The sequence below is a fragment of the Chitinophaga sp. S165 genome, from assembly GCF_003182155.1.
Lineage (GTDB): Bacteria > Bacteroidota > Bacteroidia > Chitinophagales > Chitinophagaceae > Chitinophaga.
In genome coordinates, this window is sequence record NZ_QGTG01000004.1 from 485,396 (window position 1) to 506,082 (window position 20,687).

The following is a 20,687-nucleotide window of genomic DNA, read 5'->3' on the forward strand; positions in this document are numbered from 1 at the left end:
ACTGGTCAACCCAGATAAATCTATCCCTGCCAAATGGAAGACATGCTTTTAGAGAAAAAACCGGCCATGATGTTCTGTAGTTTTGATATATACAAGGCGGACAATAGTCCGGTAAAGGAAAGACGCCGGTCTGTAAATAAGCCAGGCCATAACGGGATTGTACATGAACTCTCTTCTCCTGATGGTATCAATCTTGGTTATTACAACGTAACATCCACTGTACCGGGAAAGGTCATTATAGAAAATACGAACCCATTCATACAGCTTACCTATACTATCAGCGGCAACAAAAGTTATGAAGTGAACAATGGTAAGCAACGACTATCATCGTTTAAAAAGAAAGAATATAACTACTTGTTTTTAACGAAAGAACATGTACATCTTAACTGGCAGCCCGGAGAACGGTTAGAGATCTTTGAGCTGGGTATCAGTCCTGAATTAATGCTTGATTATCTTCCCCAGGAACATCCTTTTTATGCACTGCTGCACAAGAGTATTGAGCGGAATGAACCGACCCCGATGAGCAAGTCAAATCTCTTCCTGCAAACCGAGAGCAACAACATTTTATACAAAATGATCAATTGCCCTTTGGATGGAAGGTACAAACAGCTATACATCAAAAGTAAGGTAGGCGAGCTTCTGTCCATTGAACTGGATGCCTTCGAGCAAAGCTTCACCACAAGCCGTGGAAGAGATGAAAAGCCGGGAGCACTCCGTTCTGTTGATGTTGAACGTATGCATCATGCAAGAGATATCATCGCTTCTAACCTGCAAAGCCCATGTTCATTGATAGACCTGGCGCACCAGGTCGGGACTAATGATGCCTATCTGAAGCGACACTTCAAAGAAGTGTTCGGCACAACCGTTTTTGGTTATCTCCATCTTATCAAAATGAATCAGGCGAAGGAGCTACTGGAGTCAGGTGTTTCCATTACCGTCGTTACTAATCTTATCGGGTATAAACATGTATCTCATTTCAACCGTGCATTTAAAAAACACTTTGGCATAGGGCCAGGTAAGATCAGGAAATAGCTTCCGGATCAACCAGATCAACGCAGATTGTAAGCAGCACCTACAAAGAAAACACGTCCGGGCTGTGATGGTACTTTCGCATCAATAAAATTGAGCAGGTTCTCTGCATTGAAACGAAGCGATAACTGATGATCTGCCAATAACTTTTTCTCCAGGCCTGCATTCAGCAAATAATATCCTCTTACAAACGTATCAAAGCGGTCTATATAGCCATTATTGTTCCTGTCGCTGAAAGGATATTTACCCCGGTAATTAACCCGCACATTGGCGCTTAAATTCAACGGGCGGTAGGTATAGAATACACGGACATTGTACATATGTCTGGAACGGTTTTCAATACCCCAGTAATCTTTGCCGGAAGGGGTGTAATTAACATAACCGGTCTTAGGGTCGAACAGTGGAGAATAATATTTCCCGCCCTCGCGGATCTCGTCTTCTACCGTTTTATCTTTAGCAACCAGGTATTGATATCCACCACTGATACTCAAACTTGCAACAGGTGTGTATCTGACAGACAGTTCCACGCCTTTGTAATACGCCTTTGCATTATTTCGGTAAGAATAAAGTGCCCGGCCATTCATGTCAGTACCTATTAAAACATTATTGATCTGGTTTGTGATATCATGATAGAACACACTACCTTCTGCTCTTATATTTTTCCCCGGTGTTTCCCAGGTGAGACTGAGATTGTAAGACTTGCTCATCTCAGCTTCCAGTGCTTTTCCTTTTATTTCATTGTATACCGGCTCCAGTTCATATTTGCTGATCTGTCCTGAAGCCATCATCTGATTCACAATGTTGCGTAGTACAGCACTACCCACTACCATGTAATTGTAGGATGGATTGTAAAACACCTGGTATAACTTCTTCATGTCAGGAGCTTTAAAACCTGTTCCATACGCGGCTTTTAAACTCAATACAGGTAGTATTTTATATTGTAAGGCCATACTGGGGTCCAGACGCCAGCCATAGTCTACAATCTGATCGTACCGAAGCCCGAGCGTAGATTCCAGCTTAGAAGTGATCTTCCAGTTAGCTTGTGTATATGCAAAGTATGATTTGATATTGTTCACGTTTGTCAGAATGTTCTGATCTATCTGTTCTATATTACCTCCTGCACCTCCCACAACGTCCAGCTTCTCATTCAGTGTGTATGATACCTGTTGTTCCAGCCGGTGAAGTGTTTGTCCGAATGCCGTTTGACTAATGCTGTCGCCCTGGGTAAGAGCAATGCTCATGTCAGCATCGTAGCGGGTAAAGTAGTAACGGGTCATACTCCGCCAACGGGTATTAAAACGGTGATCGAATGTAGCCGACAGGTTCAGGTCTTTTTCATCCAGCACATCTTTCGTAATATAACTTGCGCCATAATCTTTTGTCATAAAACTTCGCCTTAAACCATAGCGGCCACTTACAGACAACAGGTTCTTTTCATTAAACCTGTAGCGCAAACGTCCCTGTGCCGCATAGTTGTCATAGGGTGGGGCTGTGGTACCTTTTATAGTGCCGGTACTGGTATTGAAACCTCCTGTATGATAGTAGTTGGTGCTAACTGAGACACTGCCTTTTTTATTCATGAAAGGTGTTTCTCCCTCCGCTGTAGCATCTATTGTTTCATTGCTGCCGTAGCTGATGGCAGCCATTGCCTGCGGGTCGGAAACGATATGACGCGTAATGATGTTGATAGTACCGCCCAATGCGTCTCCGCCGTATAAGTTAGAAGCCGCTCCTTTGGTTATTTCCACGCGTTCAATATTCGACACGCTGATGCGGGAGAGGTCAAAATTACCGCTGTTGCGTCCAATCATTGGCTGACCATCTATCAGTACCATGACGTATTCACTACCGAACCCTTGCATTTGCACACCAATAGAGCGTGAGCCTCCTCCTATATCATTTACGATCGCTATGCCTGTTTGTTCCTTCAATACTTCATCGAGCCTGCGGCTGCCCATTAACTCAATAGTACGACGGTCGATAATCGTCACAGGCATAATGCTGTTTTCAATCTTTATCAATGTTTCAGCATTTGCATTGGCTACCCGCTGACTAACAACATCTACCTGTTTCAGGTCGCGCTTGTCTGTTTCCATCCGGATGTCTTTGGTGTGCATGGACGCAGATACCCTGAATGTTTCTTTGTGCATCTTATAGCCCATGATCCGTGATGTGATGGTGACCACACCCGCTGTTAATCCTGTAAACTGATATTGCCCCAGGTCATTGCTGGTTACTGTTTTTCCGGACGGTTGGATACTTACCATCACGCCGGGCATACTGTTCCCTGCCGCGTCGGTGATCCTTCCCTGTAATGTGATCTCCTGCGCCCACAATGGAAGTATATCGGTGAAGCACAGTACAAGCATTATAATTACTCTCATGATTTGCAATTAGTAGTTTACAGGCTTAATTCCTTGTTTTCAGATTACGGCTCCCATCTTCCTGGATGAAATAGCGGAATGTGAAATAAGGCGAAGGCCAATTGAGATCGGTTACTACTTCCGGTGCTCCTTTATACATACTGATCATTTGCAGTTTGCCGTATCTGTAAGAGCTCTTGCCGCTAACAGGGTCAATGTGCTGTAGCCGCAAATAATATGCTCTGTATGGGAAGGGCTGCGCTACGTGAGTGGTGGTGCTGTATTCATACCATGCATTCACACCTTCTCCATACTCTGATGAATAGCCCATTTGCATGTTATAGGCAGGTACTGCGTCAAAAAGACTATCTGCCGGTGCTTCATCCATAAACTCATAGCCATACGTATACATGATTACGGATGTGCTGGTGACAGGACTGCCATATCCCGGGTTCTTATTGTAGCTGCCATTATTCAACCAGATGAGGCCATTGAAGTTTTCAGTGAAAGCAATGTCCCATTTATCCGTTTTCAGATAACGGGCAGAATCTGCCGCATCACGAATGAACTGCTGACTATGATCACTGAAGCGGAACAGGAACATGTTATATCTGCCTGTTTCCTTGCCGCTTTTGCTATATTGAACCTGGAGGAAATCTACATTGCTGCGGTAATTAGCGTTGTTTACCAGCAGTGCCCATGCCTTACCGGAATAGACATACACACGTTGATTATCACCATCATGATAGGCCCAGCTGGCTTCAGGATGTATGGGAGGTTGTTTTGCAGAACCTCGCCAGTTAACAGATATACCGTCTTTTTCAGGAGTATAACTATCTATATTCATCTGGTACCATGCGCCACTGCGGAATATATAATCCTTTCCATCTGCAGTGTTACTATAGGCATTGTTCTCCGCGGGATTAACAGGATGTGATGCAGCAGAAGTTAGCCATGTAATACCTTCTTCGCTGTTGGTGTCTATACCAACTGCCGCATTGATCTTCTCATTTCTCCACGGCACAATACGGATGGAGTCAGTCCATGAAGAGTTGTAATAACGCAGGCGCATATAAGTATCACCTGTTTCATATTTGTTCTCCCATCCGTCGGAAGCCAGTGTGTCGCCCGGAAGATCATATACTACGGTACTTCGCTGGTCTTCGTAATTGACAATGTTTTCCTCCGGTTTATAACACGCAGCAAGTAGCAGGGTACCTGCTACTGCTGTGTAAAATATCTTCTTCATTATTGTTTTACAGGAATTATTGGCCATGCATCCCAACTCAATATCTTGGCCAGATATGTCAGATCGTAATATGGATTTATGTGATACAGTATTACGCTCGCTGGTTGTCTGTCGATCGGATAATCAGGTATTTTGAATTTGATCGTACTGTCTGTCTGTATTAATGCATTTGCCTCAAATTGGTAATTTTCAATCACCAGCTTAGTGAACTTTTTCGCATACCATTTGCTGACATTCCCATTGTAATCATCCCAGAACTTGAGGGTGACACTATCGCCGGCAGAAACCTGTTGACCTGCATTTTCGAAAGTAAGATGTAACAGGCCACTGAAATCAATATCAGGCATGCGGATATTGACCAGTTTTTCATCAGAGATACGATTGCCAATTTTTACACGGATCTTATGCACACCTGTATCCAGGATATCAGAATATTCAGGAAGATTGGCAACAATGTTGGTCATTGTAAGTTTTGTGTAGTCTATTGGCAGGTCAAATTCAAAACCATCGCTCAGGCGTTCCGCATACACATGTACATCGGCAGTATCGCCGGAGAGGAAATATTCTCCGCTAACGTTCACCTGAGTGCCGGAGATCCAGTGCAGGTTATTAGGACTTATTTGCGAAATGCGTGGTACAGCGTGATTGATCACTGGTTTCAGCCGGTATGTTTGTTTAGATCCGTCTTCCGCAGTAACTGTATATATAGTCGCCGTGCTGAAAACAACTTCTGTTCCTGATGCAGGCGAAATAGTGGCTGAAGGTGAGACTACTATATTGGGCTTGATCGTAGCCGGAATGTTTGTTTCGGCCGCCCAATAGATGATGATTTCTCCGTTATTGATAGTAGCGTTTATTGAGTCGCCGGCATAGCCTACCAGCGCAAAGGTTTCAATATTTTTATAAGGGCGTTTCTCATACTCATATTCAGTTTTGCTACAGCCCTGCAGTAACAGAAATGCACCTATACAAAGCGCCGGTACGAGTTGTGAAAATCGTTTCATGGTATTCATATCTTATCTGTTATGGACTTATTTTTTCGCTGTTATTGTGAATATCCGGCCGATAGTGGCAAGCATGTTATCTTTTCCCCAGCCTGTTTCATCCTTAAAATCGAAATAGAAACCTATTCCCGGGTAATCTATTGTAAAGGAGTATATATAAGAGCCGATAGCGCCGGCTGGAAGTTCCGGGAAAACAGCTTTTACTTCTGTACGGCTACTGCTGATGATCTTCATTCCCAGCTGCTGTCCAAACAGATCGTCAGGGAAGGTAGCAGGATAGGAGCCGCCGAAATTAAACCCGGACTTAACGAATTTCATATATACCCTGTCAAGGCCAATGAGCGATCCGTTCTGAGTGTCGTTTGTATTACGCCCCTGTACTGCGAATGTAACAGTGTCGCCCGGTGCATATACAGATGTGGATTTTAAATTCGTGAACTTAGGTTTATTGTATACGAGGCGAATAGGAGGTAACTGCGCTGTGCGTCCCTGGTGTTCCATTTTTACGTTGTAATATCCGCTATCAGCATCAGCAGAAATATCCAGCATCATGGTGTAATAATTTGCACCCGGCGTTACTTCATATGTTTTCAGTATATCTGTATAAACCTGACCGGTAGTCCTGTTCGTCAATGTGAATTTTGCGTTGGCGCTGGTGGAACCTAAGTTACCATAGATAGGTAATCTACCATATACTGCCCTTCTTATAGAAGAATCGTAGTCTATCTCTGTGCTGCCTGGTTGTGTGAATACGTAGCCAACTTTTAAACTGTCCGGATGTGGTGCAATCCGCAGGACGAGGGTGTATTTACGTTTAGTACTGTCACTTCCGGAAACAGTATAAGTATATCCTGTAGTATCAAGTGGAACAGGTGCTATTCCACCATCTAAATTGATGACATTTCCGGCAGCATCTAACAGCTTCGCATCTTTGTCTATCACGATCTCCGGCACTACATAGTCAATACCCACATAGTAGGGAATATAGAGTGTGATGGTATTCCTGATGTTATCGATCGCACCGAAAAGAGTATCGGCTGCATTGGTAACCTTATATTCCAGGATAGTGTTATTGGATGTCCGTTCGTAAGGAACCACTTCTGTTTTCTTGCAGGATAATACCGAAGTGAATATCATCACCATGGTTGCCAGCACGTAGTATTGCCTGGACCTGTTTACTGATTGTTTCATCGTATTCATGTATGGAGAGTTCTGTATGTTGTTTATTAACCTGATCCAGAGTAAAGTGTGGTGCTATAACTTTATAGTAAGTTTTGGACGATTGATCATGAAACCGAAACGCCGTTCATCCGCTTTTGCAAGTACATACCTGAAACTGTACACCGGCATTTTGATGTTCTTATCTCTACGCATTTCCATCGGATCCAAGATGCCCTGGTACATACTTTGGGTTTCCATTTTAGCATAGTTGCCTTTGGCTGTTTTGATGATGATGGTCCGCGGTCTTAACTGACGTACATTTTTAAAAGTATCCACCGTTACCTGCGAGAGACAATACATCATGTGCTGGTATTTGACAACTTCCGCCTGTGCTGCAGGATCGGGGTTATCAATATCTTTCATCTTGTCGGGACGCAGGAAATTACCGCCGAATGTATACACCACATGTCCCAGTGGCGACCCGAAAGCCCCCTGATCATCCAGTCCTGTTTGCCCGGGATATTTAAACTGGCTGTCGTCCGGAATTTCAGTTACATCGTCAAATGCGGCGTCTAATACAACGATGCCTCCGATAGCAGAGGTGCCATAACCGAAGCCGCTTTTTGTACCGTTATTGCCAGAGATGGTAGTACGGAACATACCGCTGAAAGCAATATCCCAACGCTCAGTACTTCTGTATCCTATTCCAATGGAAGAAAAACGTTCGAGACTAAAGAACATAGGATCTTCGTCGTCCAATGGTTCATGCCCTTCCGGCAAATGAGCGCCCAGGTCGAGTATCTGTATTTCGCGGTTAAAGGCTGAATCACTTGGCGGTACGTCAGCTTCCCAGTCCATGCCATTGAGATCGTATACTTTACCGCATGCACTGCAAAGCATCATCGTAATGGCAAGGCAATAAATAATCCTGGGTATCATCAATTTGTTTTGAAGACGCATAATGGTTGGCATGGCTTGGAATATCGGCGGCAAAGTTGATTGAAACTTATTACCATAGCCGGAGAAACTGGATAAGATTTATACCATTGCCGGAAAACTTGGAGGAGGGATCAGGTTGAATACCTGACGATTGGTGCGTTTAGCAGATATTCAGAACGTCCCCATCAGACAAGTGCTATATCCCATTACCTCCCGCATCGCAGTTCACTTAGCACAGTTATCCTTCTACAGTGTTCTGATAGGCTTCCTATCAGCTTCATATAAGGCTACTAAAAGGGTATCAAAAGGATATCAAAAGGTCATTTATATATCAAATCGATATTGAAGTGCCCTTTAAATGATATTTTAATGACGATTTAATATCCTTATACGTACCTTTGAGGAACGATATAGAAAACTTATATCACTAACCTCAAAACGACCTTTTTATGGCCATTGTTAAAGACAATATCCTCATGCAACTTGTCCGGGGTTCCCTGGGCAGACAAATCACGATCTATGAACGGAATGGGCAGATCATTATGGCGAAGAAACGCGGCCCTTCAAGGAAAAAGCCTACGCAAAAGCAGCTGGAAGCAAGGCTTAAGATGACCATTGCTTCAGCACGGGCGCAGCTGATGATGGAAGACCCGCAGATAAAGGCTTACTATCAGTCGCTGGCAGGGCCTGGGCAAAATGCCTATAATATAGCTGTCAAGGATGCGTATCGCAGTCCTGAAGTCCAGAATATCAGATTAGAAGGTGAGCAGGTTGTAGTGACTACCCAAAATGAGTTTAGGGTAGCAGAAGTGGAGGTAAAGGTAGTAGACGCTGATGGTGTTGTTACTGAGAGTGGGCGTGCATTTTTGGGCTGGAATGGAGTAGACTGGCATTATAAAGCCACTGCACTGCCAGCAGGCGGTAGGGTCATTGTGGTAGCGAAAAATTTACCAGGGAATCGAACGGTAAAGGAATTACAGCTTACCTAAAAGCCTCTTCACTGTTTACAAATACCTTCTTTCTGTTCCACGTTAAAAGCGGATAGGCGTTGCCGTGACTAAAACGTACGAATTTCCAGGCTTTCTTGAGGCGGGGTTATCATCACAAAAAAAAGCGGCGATATCTTCCGATACCGCCGCTTATATTTTACGCCTGCATTACCTACAGGACTTTATCTTTCAGTGCTCAAATTTCCTTATTACGCTTCTGCTTCTGCATAAGAGCTAACTGGCTCACACGTACAGATCAGGTTACGGTCTCCGTGGGTATTATTCACACGGCTGATAGACGGCCAGAACTTATTCAGTTTCACATATTCCAGCGGATAAGCTGCCTGCTGACGTGTGTAAGGACGGGTCCAGTCATCGGCAGTTACTACGAACTGTGTATGTGGCGCATGTTTCAGTACGTTCTGCTGTTTGTCAACAGCGCCGTTTTCAATTGCAGCAATTTCCTCGCGGATAGACAGCATAGCGTCGCAGAAGCGGTCCAGTTCACCTTTATCCTCACTTTCTGTAGGCTCGATCATAATAGTGCCTGGTACAGGGAAGCTGAGGGTTGGCGCATGGAAACCGTAGTCCATTAAACGTTTTGCTACGTCTTCTGCTTCTACGCTTGCAGAGGCTTTGAATGGACGCAGGTCAACGATGAATTCATGCGCACAGGTGCCGTTAACACCATTGTACAGGATATCGTATGCTTTTTCGAGACGCGCCTTCATGTAGTTGGCGTTCAGGATAGCGAACTGGGATGCCTTTTTCAGGCCATCTGTGCCCAGCAGGCGGATATATGCATAAGAGATCAGCAGGATGCTGGCGGAGCCATATGGGGCCGCAGAAACTGCGTTAGCATGTGCTTTGGTATCGAGGCTAACGTGACCTGGCAGGAAAGGCGCCAGATGTTTTGCCACGCAGATGGGGCCCATGCCAGGACCACCGCCGCCGTGAGGAATAGCGAATGTCTTGTGGAGGTTCAGGTGACAAACGTCTGCACCGATCAGACCAGGAGCGGTCAGACCTACCTGTGCATTCATATTGGCGCCGTCCATATATACTTGTCCACCGTGTTCATGTACAGCTTCACAAATGTCTTTTACACTTTCTTCATACACACCGTAGGTAGAAGGGTAGGTGATCATGATACCTGCCAGGTTCTGTGAATACTGTGCAGCTTTCGCTTTCAGGTCGGCTACATCGATGTAACCATTCTCCAGCGCTTTCACCACTACCACCTTGAAACCTGCCATTACTGCAGATGCAGGGTTAGTACCGTGTGCAGAAATAGGGATCAGCATCACATTACGGTGCCCTTCGCCTCTGCTTTCATGCCATGCACGTATTACCAGCAAACCAGCATATTCGCCCTGGGCGCCACTGTTTGGCTGGAGGCTACAGGCGTCAAAAGCAGTCACTTTACACAGGTAATCGCTCAGCTCATCCACGATCTGCTGATAACCGCCGGTTTGGGATTTAGGTGCAAACGGGTGCATTTTGCTCCAATGGCTCCAGCTTAATGGGATCATTTCTGTAGCTGCGTTCAGTTTCATGGTACAGCTACCCAGTGATATCATTGATGTGTTCAGGGAAAGGTCTTTGTTTTCCAGCAGTTTCAGATAACGCATCATTTCAGACTCGCTGTGATGTGTGTTGAATACCGGGTGGGTCAGGTACGGAGAATTCCTTTCCAGTCCGGCAGGAACGCTGGTAGCCTTCAGTTCAGCACTGTTGCTGGTTAATTTACCTGCTTCGAAGATGCCGAGTATATCGTTCACATCCTGGATGGTTACGGTTTCATCGAGAGAGATGACAACGCGGCCAGCTTCAGGATAGAAGAAGTTAATGCCGATCGCTTCTGCTTTATTCTTAATAGCAGCACTGTTGCTCACACGTACTTCGATCGTGTCGAAGAAGAAGGAAGCAGCTAGTTCCAGTCCTTTAGCTCTCAGCTTTTCAGCCAGTGCATTGGTCAGGATAGCTACACGTGTAGCGATGTTCTTCAGCCCTTTAGGACCATGATAAACAGCGTACATAGCGGCCATATTAGCCAGCAGAGCCTGTGCAGTACAGATATTAGAAGTTGCTTTTTCACGTTTGATGTGCTGCTCGCGGGTCTGCAGCGCCATACGCAATGCGCGGTTGCCCTGTGCATCGATGCTCACACCGATGATACGGCCGGGGATAGAACGTTTGAAGTCGTCTTTGACAGCGAAGAATGCAGCGTGCGGACCGCCGAAGCCTAATGGTACGCCAAAGCGCTGTGCGGAACCTAATGCAGCATCAGCACCCAGTTCACCCGGAGGTGTCAGCAGTGTCAACGCCAGCAGGTCAGTAGCCATTGCTACATAAGCGCCTGCCGCATGAACCCTTTCAACAAAGCTGCGATAGTCTTCTACGCCACCTATGCTGTTCGGATACTGTACCAGTGCACCGAAGTAAGTGTCGTCGATTGCTGCTGTGTTGTAATTGCCTACTACTACCTCAATGTTCAGTGGCGTAGCGCGGGTGTATATAACGTCGAGTGTTTGCGGGAATGTATGAGCGTCTACAAAGAACTTCGGACGGCTCAGTTTATCATGATCTTTGTTCAGCGCACTGAAGAACATGGCCATGGCTTCTGCAGCTGCACTGGCTTCATCCAGCAGGGATGCATTCGCAATAGGAAGACCTGTCAGATCGCTTACCATTGTCTGGAAGTTCAGCAGGCTTTCCAGGCGGCCTTGTGCAATTTCAGCCTGGTATGGAGTGTACTGGGTGTACCATCCTGGATTTTCAAACACATTACGCAGGATCACGCTGGGAGTGATCGTGTCGTAATAACCCTGACCGATATAATTACGGAATACATGATTCTTCAGTGATACCTCTTTCAGATGGCGCAGGTAATCACTCTCACTCATCGCTGCTGGTACCGCCAGCGGATGCTGCATGCGGATAGCTCCCGGTACGGTCTTGCTCACCAGCTCTTCCAGGGAAGATACTCCGATGGTATCCAGCATATGATTGGTCTCAGCTTCATTTGGCCCGATATGACGGCCAACAAATTCAGTTTGTTGTATATCAAAAAGATTCATGATGTAAAGCAGGTATGTTAGAAAAGAATGTGCAAAGCTATAACGTTTTTCAGCAATGGCCAAACCAGTGCGGTTGTTGGAGAAATTGCGGTGATAAATGCAGGAAGGAATTTACCTCAATTGTCATGAGCGTGTAAGGTGATGCCCTTCTATATACGGATAGGGTATTCCAAGTTCATAGGCATTGCCAGGAGGCCTCATGATGTTCTGTCAACTATCTGTTAATTCCTATCTTTGCAGTCCGATGGACGAATTACTTACAAACTGGGAACAGAAAGCCCAGGAGCAGCAGAAAACTAACAAGCAGTTCCTGCAGAAACTGCAAACGAAAAGGGGAAGGGGAGTGGAGAAGCTGCTGCCAGAACTGCACGATGAGGCTTTCAGTCATATCGACTGCCTGAAATGTGCGGGTTGCTGCAAAACGATCAGCCCGAGATTTAAGATGCCCGATATCAAACGCATTGCCAAGTATAAGGGCATGAAGGAATCCGCCTTTATTGACCAATATCTGCGCATGGATGAAGACGGGGATTATGTTGTGAAATTCAGCCCATGTCCATTCCTTGATGCTGATAACTATTGTAGCATTTACGACGCCCGTCCGGGTGATTGTGAGAACTATCCTTACACAGACAGCTTCGATTTTATCAAGCGGCCGAACATCACTTACCTGAATAGTACCATCTGTCCGGCCGTATTTTATGTGTTGGAGAGATTGAAAAAGATCACAAAGCTATAGCCACTTAAGGCTTCAGGTCCAGCTTACGCATAGCCGGCGAAATGATATAAGTGGTGATCACTACCCCCAGGGTAACACAACCGCCGAATACGACTGACGGTACCAATCCCATCAAACGGGCGGCAAGACCGCTCTCGAAGGCACCCAGCTCATTGGAAGAACCTACGAACATGGAGCTTACCGCTGCTACGCGTCCCCGCATGCCATCCGGCGTTTTGAGCTGGAGAATGGTCTGTCGGATGATCACACTGATACCGTCCAGTACACCGCTGATCAGTAATGCGATGAAGGAGATGGCAAAACTTGTGGAAACTCCGAATACGATAATACACAGCCCGAAACCGAAAACGGCCGCCAATAGCTTAAGTCCCGGGTTATTGACCAGGGGTCTGTAAGCCAGGATGAACATAGTGGTGAGCGAACCTACCGCCACCGCTGCCCGCAAAAAGCCAAATTCAAGTGACCCTACATGCAGTACATCCGTTGCAAAGATGGGCAGCATAGATACCGCACCCCCGAACAATACCGCAAACATGTCCAGCGCCATAGCATTCAATACCACCTTGGTTTTCCATACGAAACGCATTCCTTTCGTTAAACCGTCAAAGAAGCTTTCGCCCTGTTCTTTATAGTGAATAGGTTTAGGTTTGATTTTGATCAGGCTATATAAAGGGGCAAGGAAAACGCCCACTACGATCAGCATAGACCAGTGAATACCAAAAAGATAGATGAAGAGCCCACCAAGTGCCGGACCCGCCATCCCGCCTATCTGCCAGGCGCTACTGCTCCAGGTAGAGCCATTGGCATACAGATTCCGGGGCACGATCAGCGCCAGCATAGAGAAGTTTGCAGGGCTGAGAAAAGCCCTTGCCACACCACCCAGGAATACCAGCAAATAGATCATATTCAGTACCCAATGTGTAGAAATGCCGGTCACCGCTTTGTCCCAGGTAAGGAGGAATAACCCCAGCCCCATGATAATATAGGCGATTACAACCAGTATCAATAAACCGCGCTTTTCACGCTTGTCCACAATGTGCCCGGCAAAAGGAGCCACCAGCACGGCCGGGATCACCTCCGCCAGCCCTATCAGGCCCAATGCGAATGGATCATGCGTCAGTGCATTCACTTTCCATTCTATAATGGTGAACTGCATAGCTAATGCAAACACCATTGCGAAACGGATAACGAGATAGTAGTTGAATTCTGGTAAACGTAGCGATGCGTAAGGGTCGTTCTTGATAGTAGTAGTCTCCTGGTTTTCCACTTTGCAGTTTTTATGGCCATCGCAAAAATAGAAAATTTGCCCCATTACCTGCTATTCCAATCTGATAAACGGTAATGTAAAATCCCCGTAAGATGTTTATTTTTATGTATAAAGTCCCCCTCCGGAAATTGGTCTGGTTTTAGCATCTGTAAACCGTAAAATGTGGCAACCTGTTAAATGCGAGTTACTTGCGTACTATGCTACATCTCACTGTTTCTCAATCTTTTGTTAAAAGCAAATTGCCCTTCTGGTTGGATGGGCTATTTTATGCTATATTTGATGACGTTCAATTTTGGATTCTATGAGAAGAATGAAAGTGATTATACCAGTTGCACTGCTTACGATCTCAATGGGGGTTCTGGCTTTCAGCAAACTGCATAAAGAAGATCCTCCAGGCAGATACGAAGTGATCATGGGCCTGGTAGGACAAATATTAACTCAGGGACACTACCAACCGAAGGAAATTAATGATGCTTACTCAAAAGAAGTTTTCGATAAATACCTGAAGAGTCTGGACAGTGAAAAGAAGTTTTTCCTGAAAAGTGATGTTGACGGACTTAAATCCGTATCCACGCATATCGACGACGAGTTGCAGGGTGCTCCACTCGATTGTTTTAACGCCATTAATGCTATTATCAAACAGCGTGTTACCGAAGCCGCTTCCATTTATCCGGAGCTGCTTTCCAAACCGTTTGATTTCAGCAAAGATGAAAAGGTAGTGCTGGACCCCGACAAGGTCGATTTCCCGGCAAACGCGGAAGAGCGTAGAGAAGCCTGGAGAAAAGTACTGAAGTACCGTACCCTGGAGAAATTTACGGAGTTGCAGGAAACCCGCGATAAAGCCGCAAAGGATAAACCAGCCGAAAAGGCAAAGACCGATACTGACCTGGAAGCAGAAGCCAGGGCTAAAGTTAAAACAGTATATGACCGTTATTTCGACCGTCTGAAAAACAGGCAGGACGATAATGAGCGTTTCAGCATGTTCATCAATGCCATCACTACCACAATGGACCCGCATACTGATTTCTTCCCACCCGCTGAAAAGAGGGCTTTTGAAGAGCAGATGGCCGGTAAGTTCTTTGGTATCGGTGCACAGTTAAAAGAAGAAGATGGCAAGATCAAGATTGCCAATGTCGTAACAGGTAGCGCCAGCTGGAAAGATGGCCGTCTGAAAGCTAACGATGCTATCCTCAAGGTAGCACAGGGCGATAAAGAACCTGTAGACGTTACTGGTTACGCTGTTGAAGATGCTGTTAAGATTATCCGTGGTAGCAAAGGCTCCATTGTTAAACTGACAGTGAAGAGCGTGGACGGCACGGTAAAAGTGATAGACATCACCCGTGACGAAGTAGTACTTGACGACACCTTCGCAAAATCAGCCATTATTAACGGTCAGCATAAACTTGGTTATATCTACCTGCCTGAATTCTACGCAGACTTCAATGACAGGAATGGCGCACGTTGTGCTGAAGACGTAGCAAAAGAGATCACTAAACTGAAAGCAGAAAATGTAGAGGGCATCATCCTTGACCTGCGCTTCAATGGTGGTGGTTCCCTGCAGGATGTTGTGCAGATGGCCGGCCTGTTTATTCCGGAAGGCCCTATCGTACAGGTGAAGTCACGCAGTGGTGATCCAATGATACTCCGCGACCGCGATAAGAGCGTACAGTATGGTGGTCCGCTGGCCATTATGGTGAATGAGTACAGCGCCTCCGCATCTGAGATCATGGCTGCTGCTATGCAGGATTACAAACGTGCCGTGATCATCGGTAGCAATACCTTCGGTAAAGGTACTGTACAGCGTATGCTGAACCTGGACGACTTCTACTCCAATAAAGAAATAGGCGCTCTGGGAGCTATTAAACTGACCCAGCAGAAGTTCTACCGCGCAAACGGTGGTTCTACCCAGCTGAAAGGTGTAGCTTCCGATATTCAGCTCCCGGACCCATATTATGAAGTGGCAGAACGTAAAGACGATGACGCACTGGCATGGGATGAAATTCCGAAAGCTTCTTTCACTCCGTGGTACGAACCAGTTCCCGTGGAAGCACTGAAAAAGAATAGCGAAAAACGTATGGCTTCCAGCGAGGCTTTCAAGATGATGAACGATAACATCAGCACCCTGAAAAAGCTGGAAGGTCAGGAGTCTTACTCTCTGAACCTGCAGACGTACAAAACAGAGCAGAAAACTAACAATAATGCCCTGAAACGTTACGATGCCGTGAACGATAAAGTAAAGGAACTCAACATCGCAAGTCTTAAAGTAGATCTGGACAGACTGTCTGCTGATTCTGCGAAACTGGCCCGTAATAAAGACTGGTTGAAATTCAGACAGAAAGATATCTACCTGGATGAAGCGGTAAATGTGATGAATGACCTGATCGCGTTGTCTTATCCTAAATTACAGGGTAAACCAGCCAACAAATAATCATACACTAAAGTATAAATGAAAAGGCGGTCTGTTTTAAACAGACCGCCTTTTTTATAATGTTATTGGTAATGCTCAATCAATATTATCCTTATCTCCCAGTTGCTTTATCAGCGTTCTCAACTCGTCCCGCTTATATTCGTCCTTTTCATCCTGGAAACATTTCAGCAGTTCTTCCAGCAGGAACTGAATAATCCTTGTGTTAGACTGCGGCTGATAATAGGATGGTGTCAGGGGAATAGACATCCGCTTTAGGTATCCTTCCACATCCTGGTGTGAATAGATCTGACCCTGTATAGGATCTATGAAAAACAGGATCCGGTAGTCGTCAGGTTTAGGCGTTTCGGTAAAATCATAGAAAGTATCGAAATAACCCAGTATGAACTGCCGGGGGATGTTTACAGCGTATACAGGCAGGTCCAGCATAGCGCAAAGACTCTGATAAACGATGCCGTTGGTGAGCGGATTGCCTTTGCGGGACTCTATGACCTGGTTAATGAAGAACTGGTTCTTACGTACGTAGGCTACTTCTTCTCCTTTCAGTCCGAAGTAATTATAGATCATGCTGTTCAGCACATTGATCTGTTCCAGTGGCGTAAGATAATTATTCAATTCCAGCCAGATGTTCCGTTTGATCCTTTCAATTTCGGCTACAACATTATTCGGCTGCATGTCGGGAAACTGGTATTGTGCTACCAGTATGGAACCCTGAAGCAGGTCGGGCGTTTCCGCCTTACTCCACTGTTGAAGGGATACCTGCAGATCTTTATAATGCACCCGGTGTATAAGCTGTTCTATCCTTTCCTGGATAGATTCATCAACCGTGTTTTCCCATAAGTGCTCGAGGTTAGGAATGATCTCTTTTCCAAACAGTAATATCTTGTTGGCAACAGTATCATATACCTCCTGATCAGGATCATCCAACAGGTGGAACAAAGCATTTATTTCCTTGGTCTCGTGCATAAAATGAATCTACAGGTGTTCACTTATTCCGCCTTCTTCTTTCTCGGTGGCGCCTTCTTCTTCGGAGGATTAGCCTTTACATCTTCGATGATGGCTTTGGCTTCTTCCAGTGTTATATCGGCGGCGGTGTCAATTTTCTCTTTCGGTATCTTATAGTTTCTCAGTCCCTGTTTTATATACGGTCCGTAGGGGCCTTTCAGTATCTGGATCTTCTCTTTTTCGAAGATTTTTATCGTACGTTCGTCTTTAGCCGCTCTTTTTTCCACTATCAGCGGCGCGATCTCATCTAACTCCACTGTATAAGGGTCCATTTCTTTTTTCAGGGAATAGAACTTCTTATCATGTGCTGCATAGGGACCGAATCTTCCAATGTTCACCAGTACATCCTCGTCTTCAAATTTACCCAGGTTGCGGGGTAGTTTGAACAGTTCCATTGCTTCCTCTAAAGTAATAGTTTCTATACTTTGAGTGGACTTCATTTTTGCGAACTTCGGCTTCTCTTCGTCTTCCGCTTTACCGATCTGGATCATCGGACCATAACGGCCCATACGTGCTACGATCGGTTTACCGGTTTCGGCATCAGTACCCAGCTGGCGTTCGCCTTTCACTCTTTCAGCCTTTTCCAGGGTGTTCTCCACGTCTTTATGGAAAGGTGTATAGAACTCATTCAGCATTTTGTTCCATATCTTTTTCCCGTGCGCCACTTCGTCAAATTCGCCTTCGATCTTCGCTGTAAATCCATAATCCATCACGGAACCAAAATACTGGTTCAGGAAGTCTGTCACGATCATACCGAGGTCTGTCGGGAACAGTTTGGATTTCTCAGCGCCTGTATTTTCAGTATCAGTAACCTTAGTGATCTTGTCAGCTTTCAGGGTCATGATACGGAAGTCTCTCTTAATACCTTCTTTATCACGTTTCTCTACATAACCACGTTTCTGAACGGTGGTAATGGTAGGAGCGTAGGTAGATGGGCGTCCGATACCCAGTTCTTCCAGTTTTTTTACCAGGCTGGCCTCCGTATAACGTGGGGCAGGACGGGTAAAGCGTTCGGTAGCTTTCATTTCTTTCAGGTCGAGCACCTGTTTTACTGCTAATGGCGGCAAAGAACCATCATCTTCGTCTTCATCACTTACATCTTCATCGTCTTTACCTTCCATATATACTTTCAGGAATCCGTCAAACTTCAGTACTTCACCACTGGCAGTCAGTTCGTCGTGGTTGGTGGAGATGTCTATTTTGGCAATGGTCTTCTCCAGTTCCGCATCGCTCATCTGGCTGGCTATGGTACGTTTCCATATCAGTTCATAGAGCTTTTTGGTATCACTGTCGTCAACAGACGCATTTTCCATATAGGTAGGACGGATGGCTTCGTGCGCTTCCTGTGCTGATTCATTTTTGTTCTTAAACTTACGGTGCTGATGATATTTCTGACCGTAGTTCGTATTGATAGCATTCTGAATATCTGCGAGTGCTGTATCTGACAGGTTCACAGAGTCAGTACGCATATACGTGATCTTACCGCTCTCATAAAGCTTCTGGGCGAGCAACATTGTTTTGGAAACGCTGTAGCCCAGTTTACGGCTGGCTTCCTGCTGGAGGGTAGAGGTAGTGAATGGGGCTGCCGGCGATTTCTTACCGGGTTTCACCTGTATGTCCTTCACCGTATAAGCGGCGCCAACACACTGCTGGAGGAACTTTTCAGCATCTTCCGCAGTTTTGAAACGGGTCGGTCCTTCAGCCTTAAAAGTAATATTTTTGCCCTGAAGATCTTTAGCAGTAAAGAAAGCTTCTACTCTAAAACTGCTAACGGCATTGAATGTATTGATTTCACGCTCCCGCTCAACGATCAATCTCACAGCTACAGATTGCACACGGCCTGCAGACAATGAATTACGCATGCTCATCTTACGCCAGAGCACAGGCGATAATTCAAAACCTACAATTCTGTCAAGAATACGTCTGGCCTGCTGGGCATTGACCAGGTTCATATCTAATAGGCGGGGTTGTTGTACGGCTTTTTCGATGGCAGGCTTGGTAATTTCATGGAAAACGATACGCTTGGTAACTTCAGGATCAAGACCCAGTACCTCACATAAATGCCATGATATGGCTTCCCCCTCACGGTCCTCATCCGTTGCTAACCAAACTTCGTCAGTTTCCTTCGCAAGTTTCTTTAATTCCTTAACTATCTTCTCTTTATCCTCAGGTACAGTATACTTAGGTTTAAAGTTGTTTTGGATGTCGATACCCATATCGTCCTTCTCCAGATCACGGATGTGACCAAAGCAGGACTTCACCTCGAAGTCTTTGCCCAGTATCTTTTCGATAGTCTTGGCTTTCGCCGGAGACTCAACAATTACTAGATTTTTTGCCATGAATGCCGTCTTTATGAGCTACTAGATACGTAAAATTCCGTATAAAAAATACCAATACGAATTTTGCAAGTATATAAAAGTAGCTTGAGAATAAAAAATAAGACTGTTTTAACGCATTGAAGGTAAATGTAATATTTTTGATAAAATCATTAAAAATGAACCATTAACAGTTTAATACTTAAATTGCTGGATAAGAACGTTGCTGAAACGGGAAGTAGCCTAACCATATAAAGATATGAGTGCGATACCTCCGCATTGCTTTCTAATAACCGGTATACACCATAATATATATTTAACCTTAACCGAATGGATATAGTAATTATTGGCGCAGGGAATGTCGCGCATTGTTTTGGTCATTTATTGAAGCTGCACGGTCACCAGATCTTACAGGTGATCAGCCGCAGGAAGGAAAGCGCTGTAGAGCTGGCGGAATCACTGCATTCTACCGGTACGGACGACCTGCTGGACATTAATATGGAAGCAGATGTGTATATCATGGCCGTCAATGATGCCGCTATCCCTGAACTGAATGACGAGCTGAGACTGGGAAAACGTTTTGTAGTGCATACTGCCGGAGCTGTACCCCTCGATGCCATTAAGAAAATTTCCCTCAATACGGGCGTAATTTACCCGTTACAATCACTCCGGAAGGAGATCCGGAACTATCCTGCCATCCCACTGTTGCTGGAAGCTGCCAATGATGAGGTAATGCGCAGGCTGAAGTCGGTAGCACAAAGTATAAGTACTGACATTCAGGAAGTTAACTCACATCAGCGCCTCCAGTTGCACCTGGCCGCCGTACTGTGTAATAACTTCACTAACCACCTGATAGCCAGGGCTAAAGGCTATTGTGAAAAGGAGGGACTGGATTTTACGTTACTGCAACCTATTATAAAGGAGACCTTCGACCGCCTGGAGAAATTTCCTCCCGAGGCTGTTCAGACTGGCCCGGCGGTACGTAACGATGAAAGTACCATGTCCAGGCACCGTGCTTTGCTGGAAAATGAGGATTACCTGAAATTGATCTACCAGGTCATGTCAGATAGTATTTATGATCTTCATCGCAGCTGACATATAAAAATCTGTGGTACTTTTGCC

The 20,687-nt window shown here is 45.4% G+C and carries 14 protein-coding genes; 5 read left to right on the forward strand and 9 right to left on the reverse strand.

Annotated features, from left to right (window positions below):
• Positions 1 to 42: 42 nt before the first annotated feature.
• Positions 43 to 1,032, forward strand: a complete 990-nt coding sequence (locus C7475_RS19235; RefSeq protein ID WP_158286549.1) for a helix-turn-helix transcriptional regulator — start codon at positions 43 to 45, stop codon at positions 1,030 to 1,032.
• A 17-nt stretch (positions 1,033 to 1,049) separates the two neighbouring features.
• Here C7475_RS19235 and C7475_RS19240 read toward each other — a convergent pair whose 3' ends face one another.
• The 5 genes from C7475_RS19240 to C7475_RS19260 all read right to left on the reverse strand — a co-directional run bounded on the left by C7475_RS19240 (position 1,050) and on the right by C7475_RS19260 (position 7,745).
• Complete coding sequence (locus C7475_RS19240) at positions 1,050 to 3,413, reverse strand: TonB-dependent receptor (protein WP_110055008.1); 2,364 nt, start codon at positions 3,411 to 3,413, stop codon at positions 1,050 to 1,052.
• A gap of 25 nt (positions 3,414 to 3,438) precedes the next feature.
• On the reverse strand, positions 3,439 to 4,641 hold the full coding sequence (locus C7475_RS19245) for a hypothetical protein (protein ID WP_110055009.1): 1,203 nt from the start codon (positions 4,639 to 4,641) through the stop codon (positions 3,439 to 3,441).
• Positions 4,641 to 5,645 (reverse strand): IPT/TIG domain-containing protein, encoded by a 1,005-nt coding sequence (locus tag C7475_RS19250; RefSeq protein ID WP_146217596.1) that lies wholly within the window; start codon positions 5,643 to 5,645, stop codon positions 4,641 to 4,643. The genes C7475_RS19245 and C7475_RS19250 overlap by 1 nt, the downstream gene beginning before the upstream one ends.
• A 27-nt stretch (positions 5,646 to 5,672) precedes the next feature.
• A complete protein-coding gene (locus tag C7475_RS19255) occupies positions 5,673 to 6,836 on the reverse strand; it encodes a hypothetical protein (protein ID WP_146217597.1) in 1,164 nt (387 codons plus the stop codon).
• 63 nt (positions 6,837 to 6,899) lie between these two features.
• Entirely contained in the window at positions 6,900 to 7,745 is an 846-nt protein-coding gene (locus C7475_RS19260) for an HmuY family protein (RefSeq protein ID WP_110055012.1), read from the reverse strand.
• Positions 7,746 to 8,194: 449 nt separating this feature from the next.
• Between C7475_RS19260 and C7475_RS19265 the strand changes: the two genes are divergently transcribed.
• A complete protein-coding gene (locus C7475_RS19265) occupies positions 8,195 to 8,734 on the forward strand; it encodes a hypothetical protein (protein WP_110055013.1) in 540 nt (179 codons plus the stop codon).
• A 209-nt stretch (positions 8,735 to 8,943) separates the two neighbouring features.
• Here C7475_RS19265 and gcvP read toward each other — a convergent pair whose 3' ends face one another.
• Entirely contained in the window at positions 8,944 to 11,814 is a 2,871-nt protein-coding gene (gene gcvP, locus C7475_RS19270) for an aminomethyl-transferring glycine dehydrogenase (protein ID WP_110055063.1), read from the reverse strand.
• A gap of 244 nt (positions 11,815 to 12,058) precedes the next feature.
• Between gcvP and C7475_RS19275 the strand changes: the two genes are divergently transcribed.
• On the forward strand, positions 12,059 to 12,553 hold the full coding sequence (locus tag C7475_RS19275; protein WP_110055014.1) for a YkgJ family cysteine cluster protein: 495 nt from the start codon (positions 12,059 to 12,061) through the stop codon (positions 12,551 to 12,553).
• Positions 12,554 to 12,557: 4 nt separating this feature from the next.
• Here the strand turns inward: C7475_RS19275 and C7475_RS19280 are convergent, their stop codons facing one another.
• Entirely contained in the window at positions 12,558 to 13,820 is a 1,263-nt protein-coding gene (locus tag C7475_RS19280; RefSeq protein WP_110055064.1) for an MFS transporter, read from the reverse strand.
• Positions 13,821 to 14,121: 301 nt separating this feature from the next.
• Between C7475_RS19280 and C7475_RS19285 the strand changes: the two genes are divergently transcribed.
• Positions 14,122 to 16,248 (forward strand): carboxy terminal-processing peptidase, encoded by a 2,127-nt coding sequence (locus tag C7475_RS19285; RefSeq protein WP_110055015.1) that lies wholly within the window; start codon positions 14,122 to 14,124, stop codon positions 16,246 to 16,248.
• 75 nt (positions 16,249 to 16,323) lie between these two features.
• On the opposite strand, the gene C7475_RS19290 is transcribed toward C7475_RS19285, so the two are convergent.
• Both C7475_RS19290 and topA read right to left on the reverse strand, forming a co-directional pair.
• Entirely contained in the window at positions 16,324 to 17,211 is an 888-nt protein-coding gene (locus C7475_RS19290) for a transglutaminase-like domain-containing protein (RefSeq protein WP_110055016.1), read from the reverse strand.
• A 23-nt stretch (positions 17,212 to 17,234) separates the two neighbouring features.
• Positions 17,235 to 19,589, reverse strand: a complete 2,355-nt coding sequence (gene topA, locus C7475_RS19295) for a type I DNA topoisomerase (protein WP_110055017.1) — start codon at positions 19,587 to 19,589, stop codon at positions 17,235 to 17,237.
• 306 nt (positions 19,590 to 19,895) lie between these two features.
• Between topA and C7475_RS19300 the strand changes: the two genes are divergently transcribed.
• Positions 19,896 to 20,660 carry a Rossmann-like and DUF2520 domain-containing protein gene (locus C7475_RS19300; RefSeq protein ID WP_110055018.1) on the forward strand — a complete coding sequence of 255 codons (765 nt, stop codon included), beginning with the start codon at positions 19,896 to 19,898 and terminating at the stop codon, positions 20,658 to 20,660.
• Positions 20,661 to 20,687: the final 27 nt, after the last annotated feature.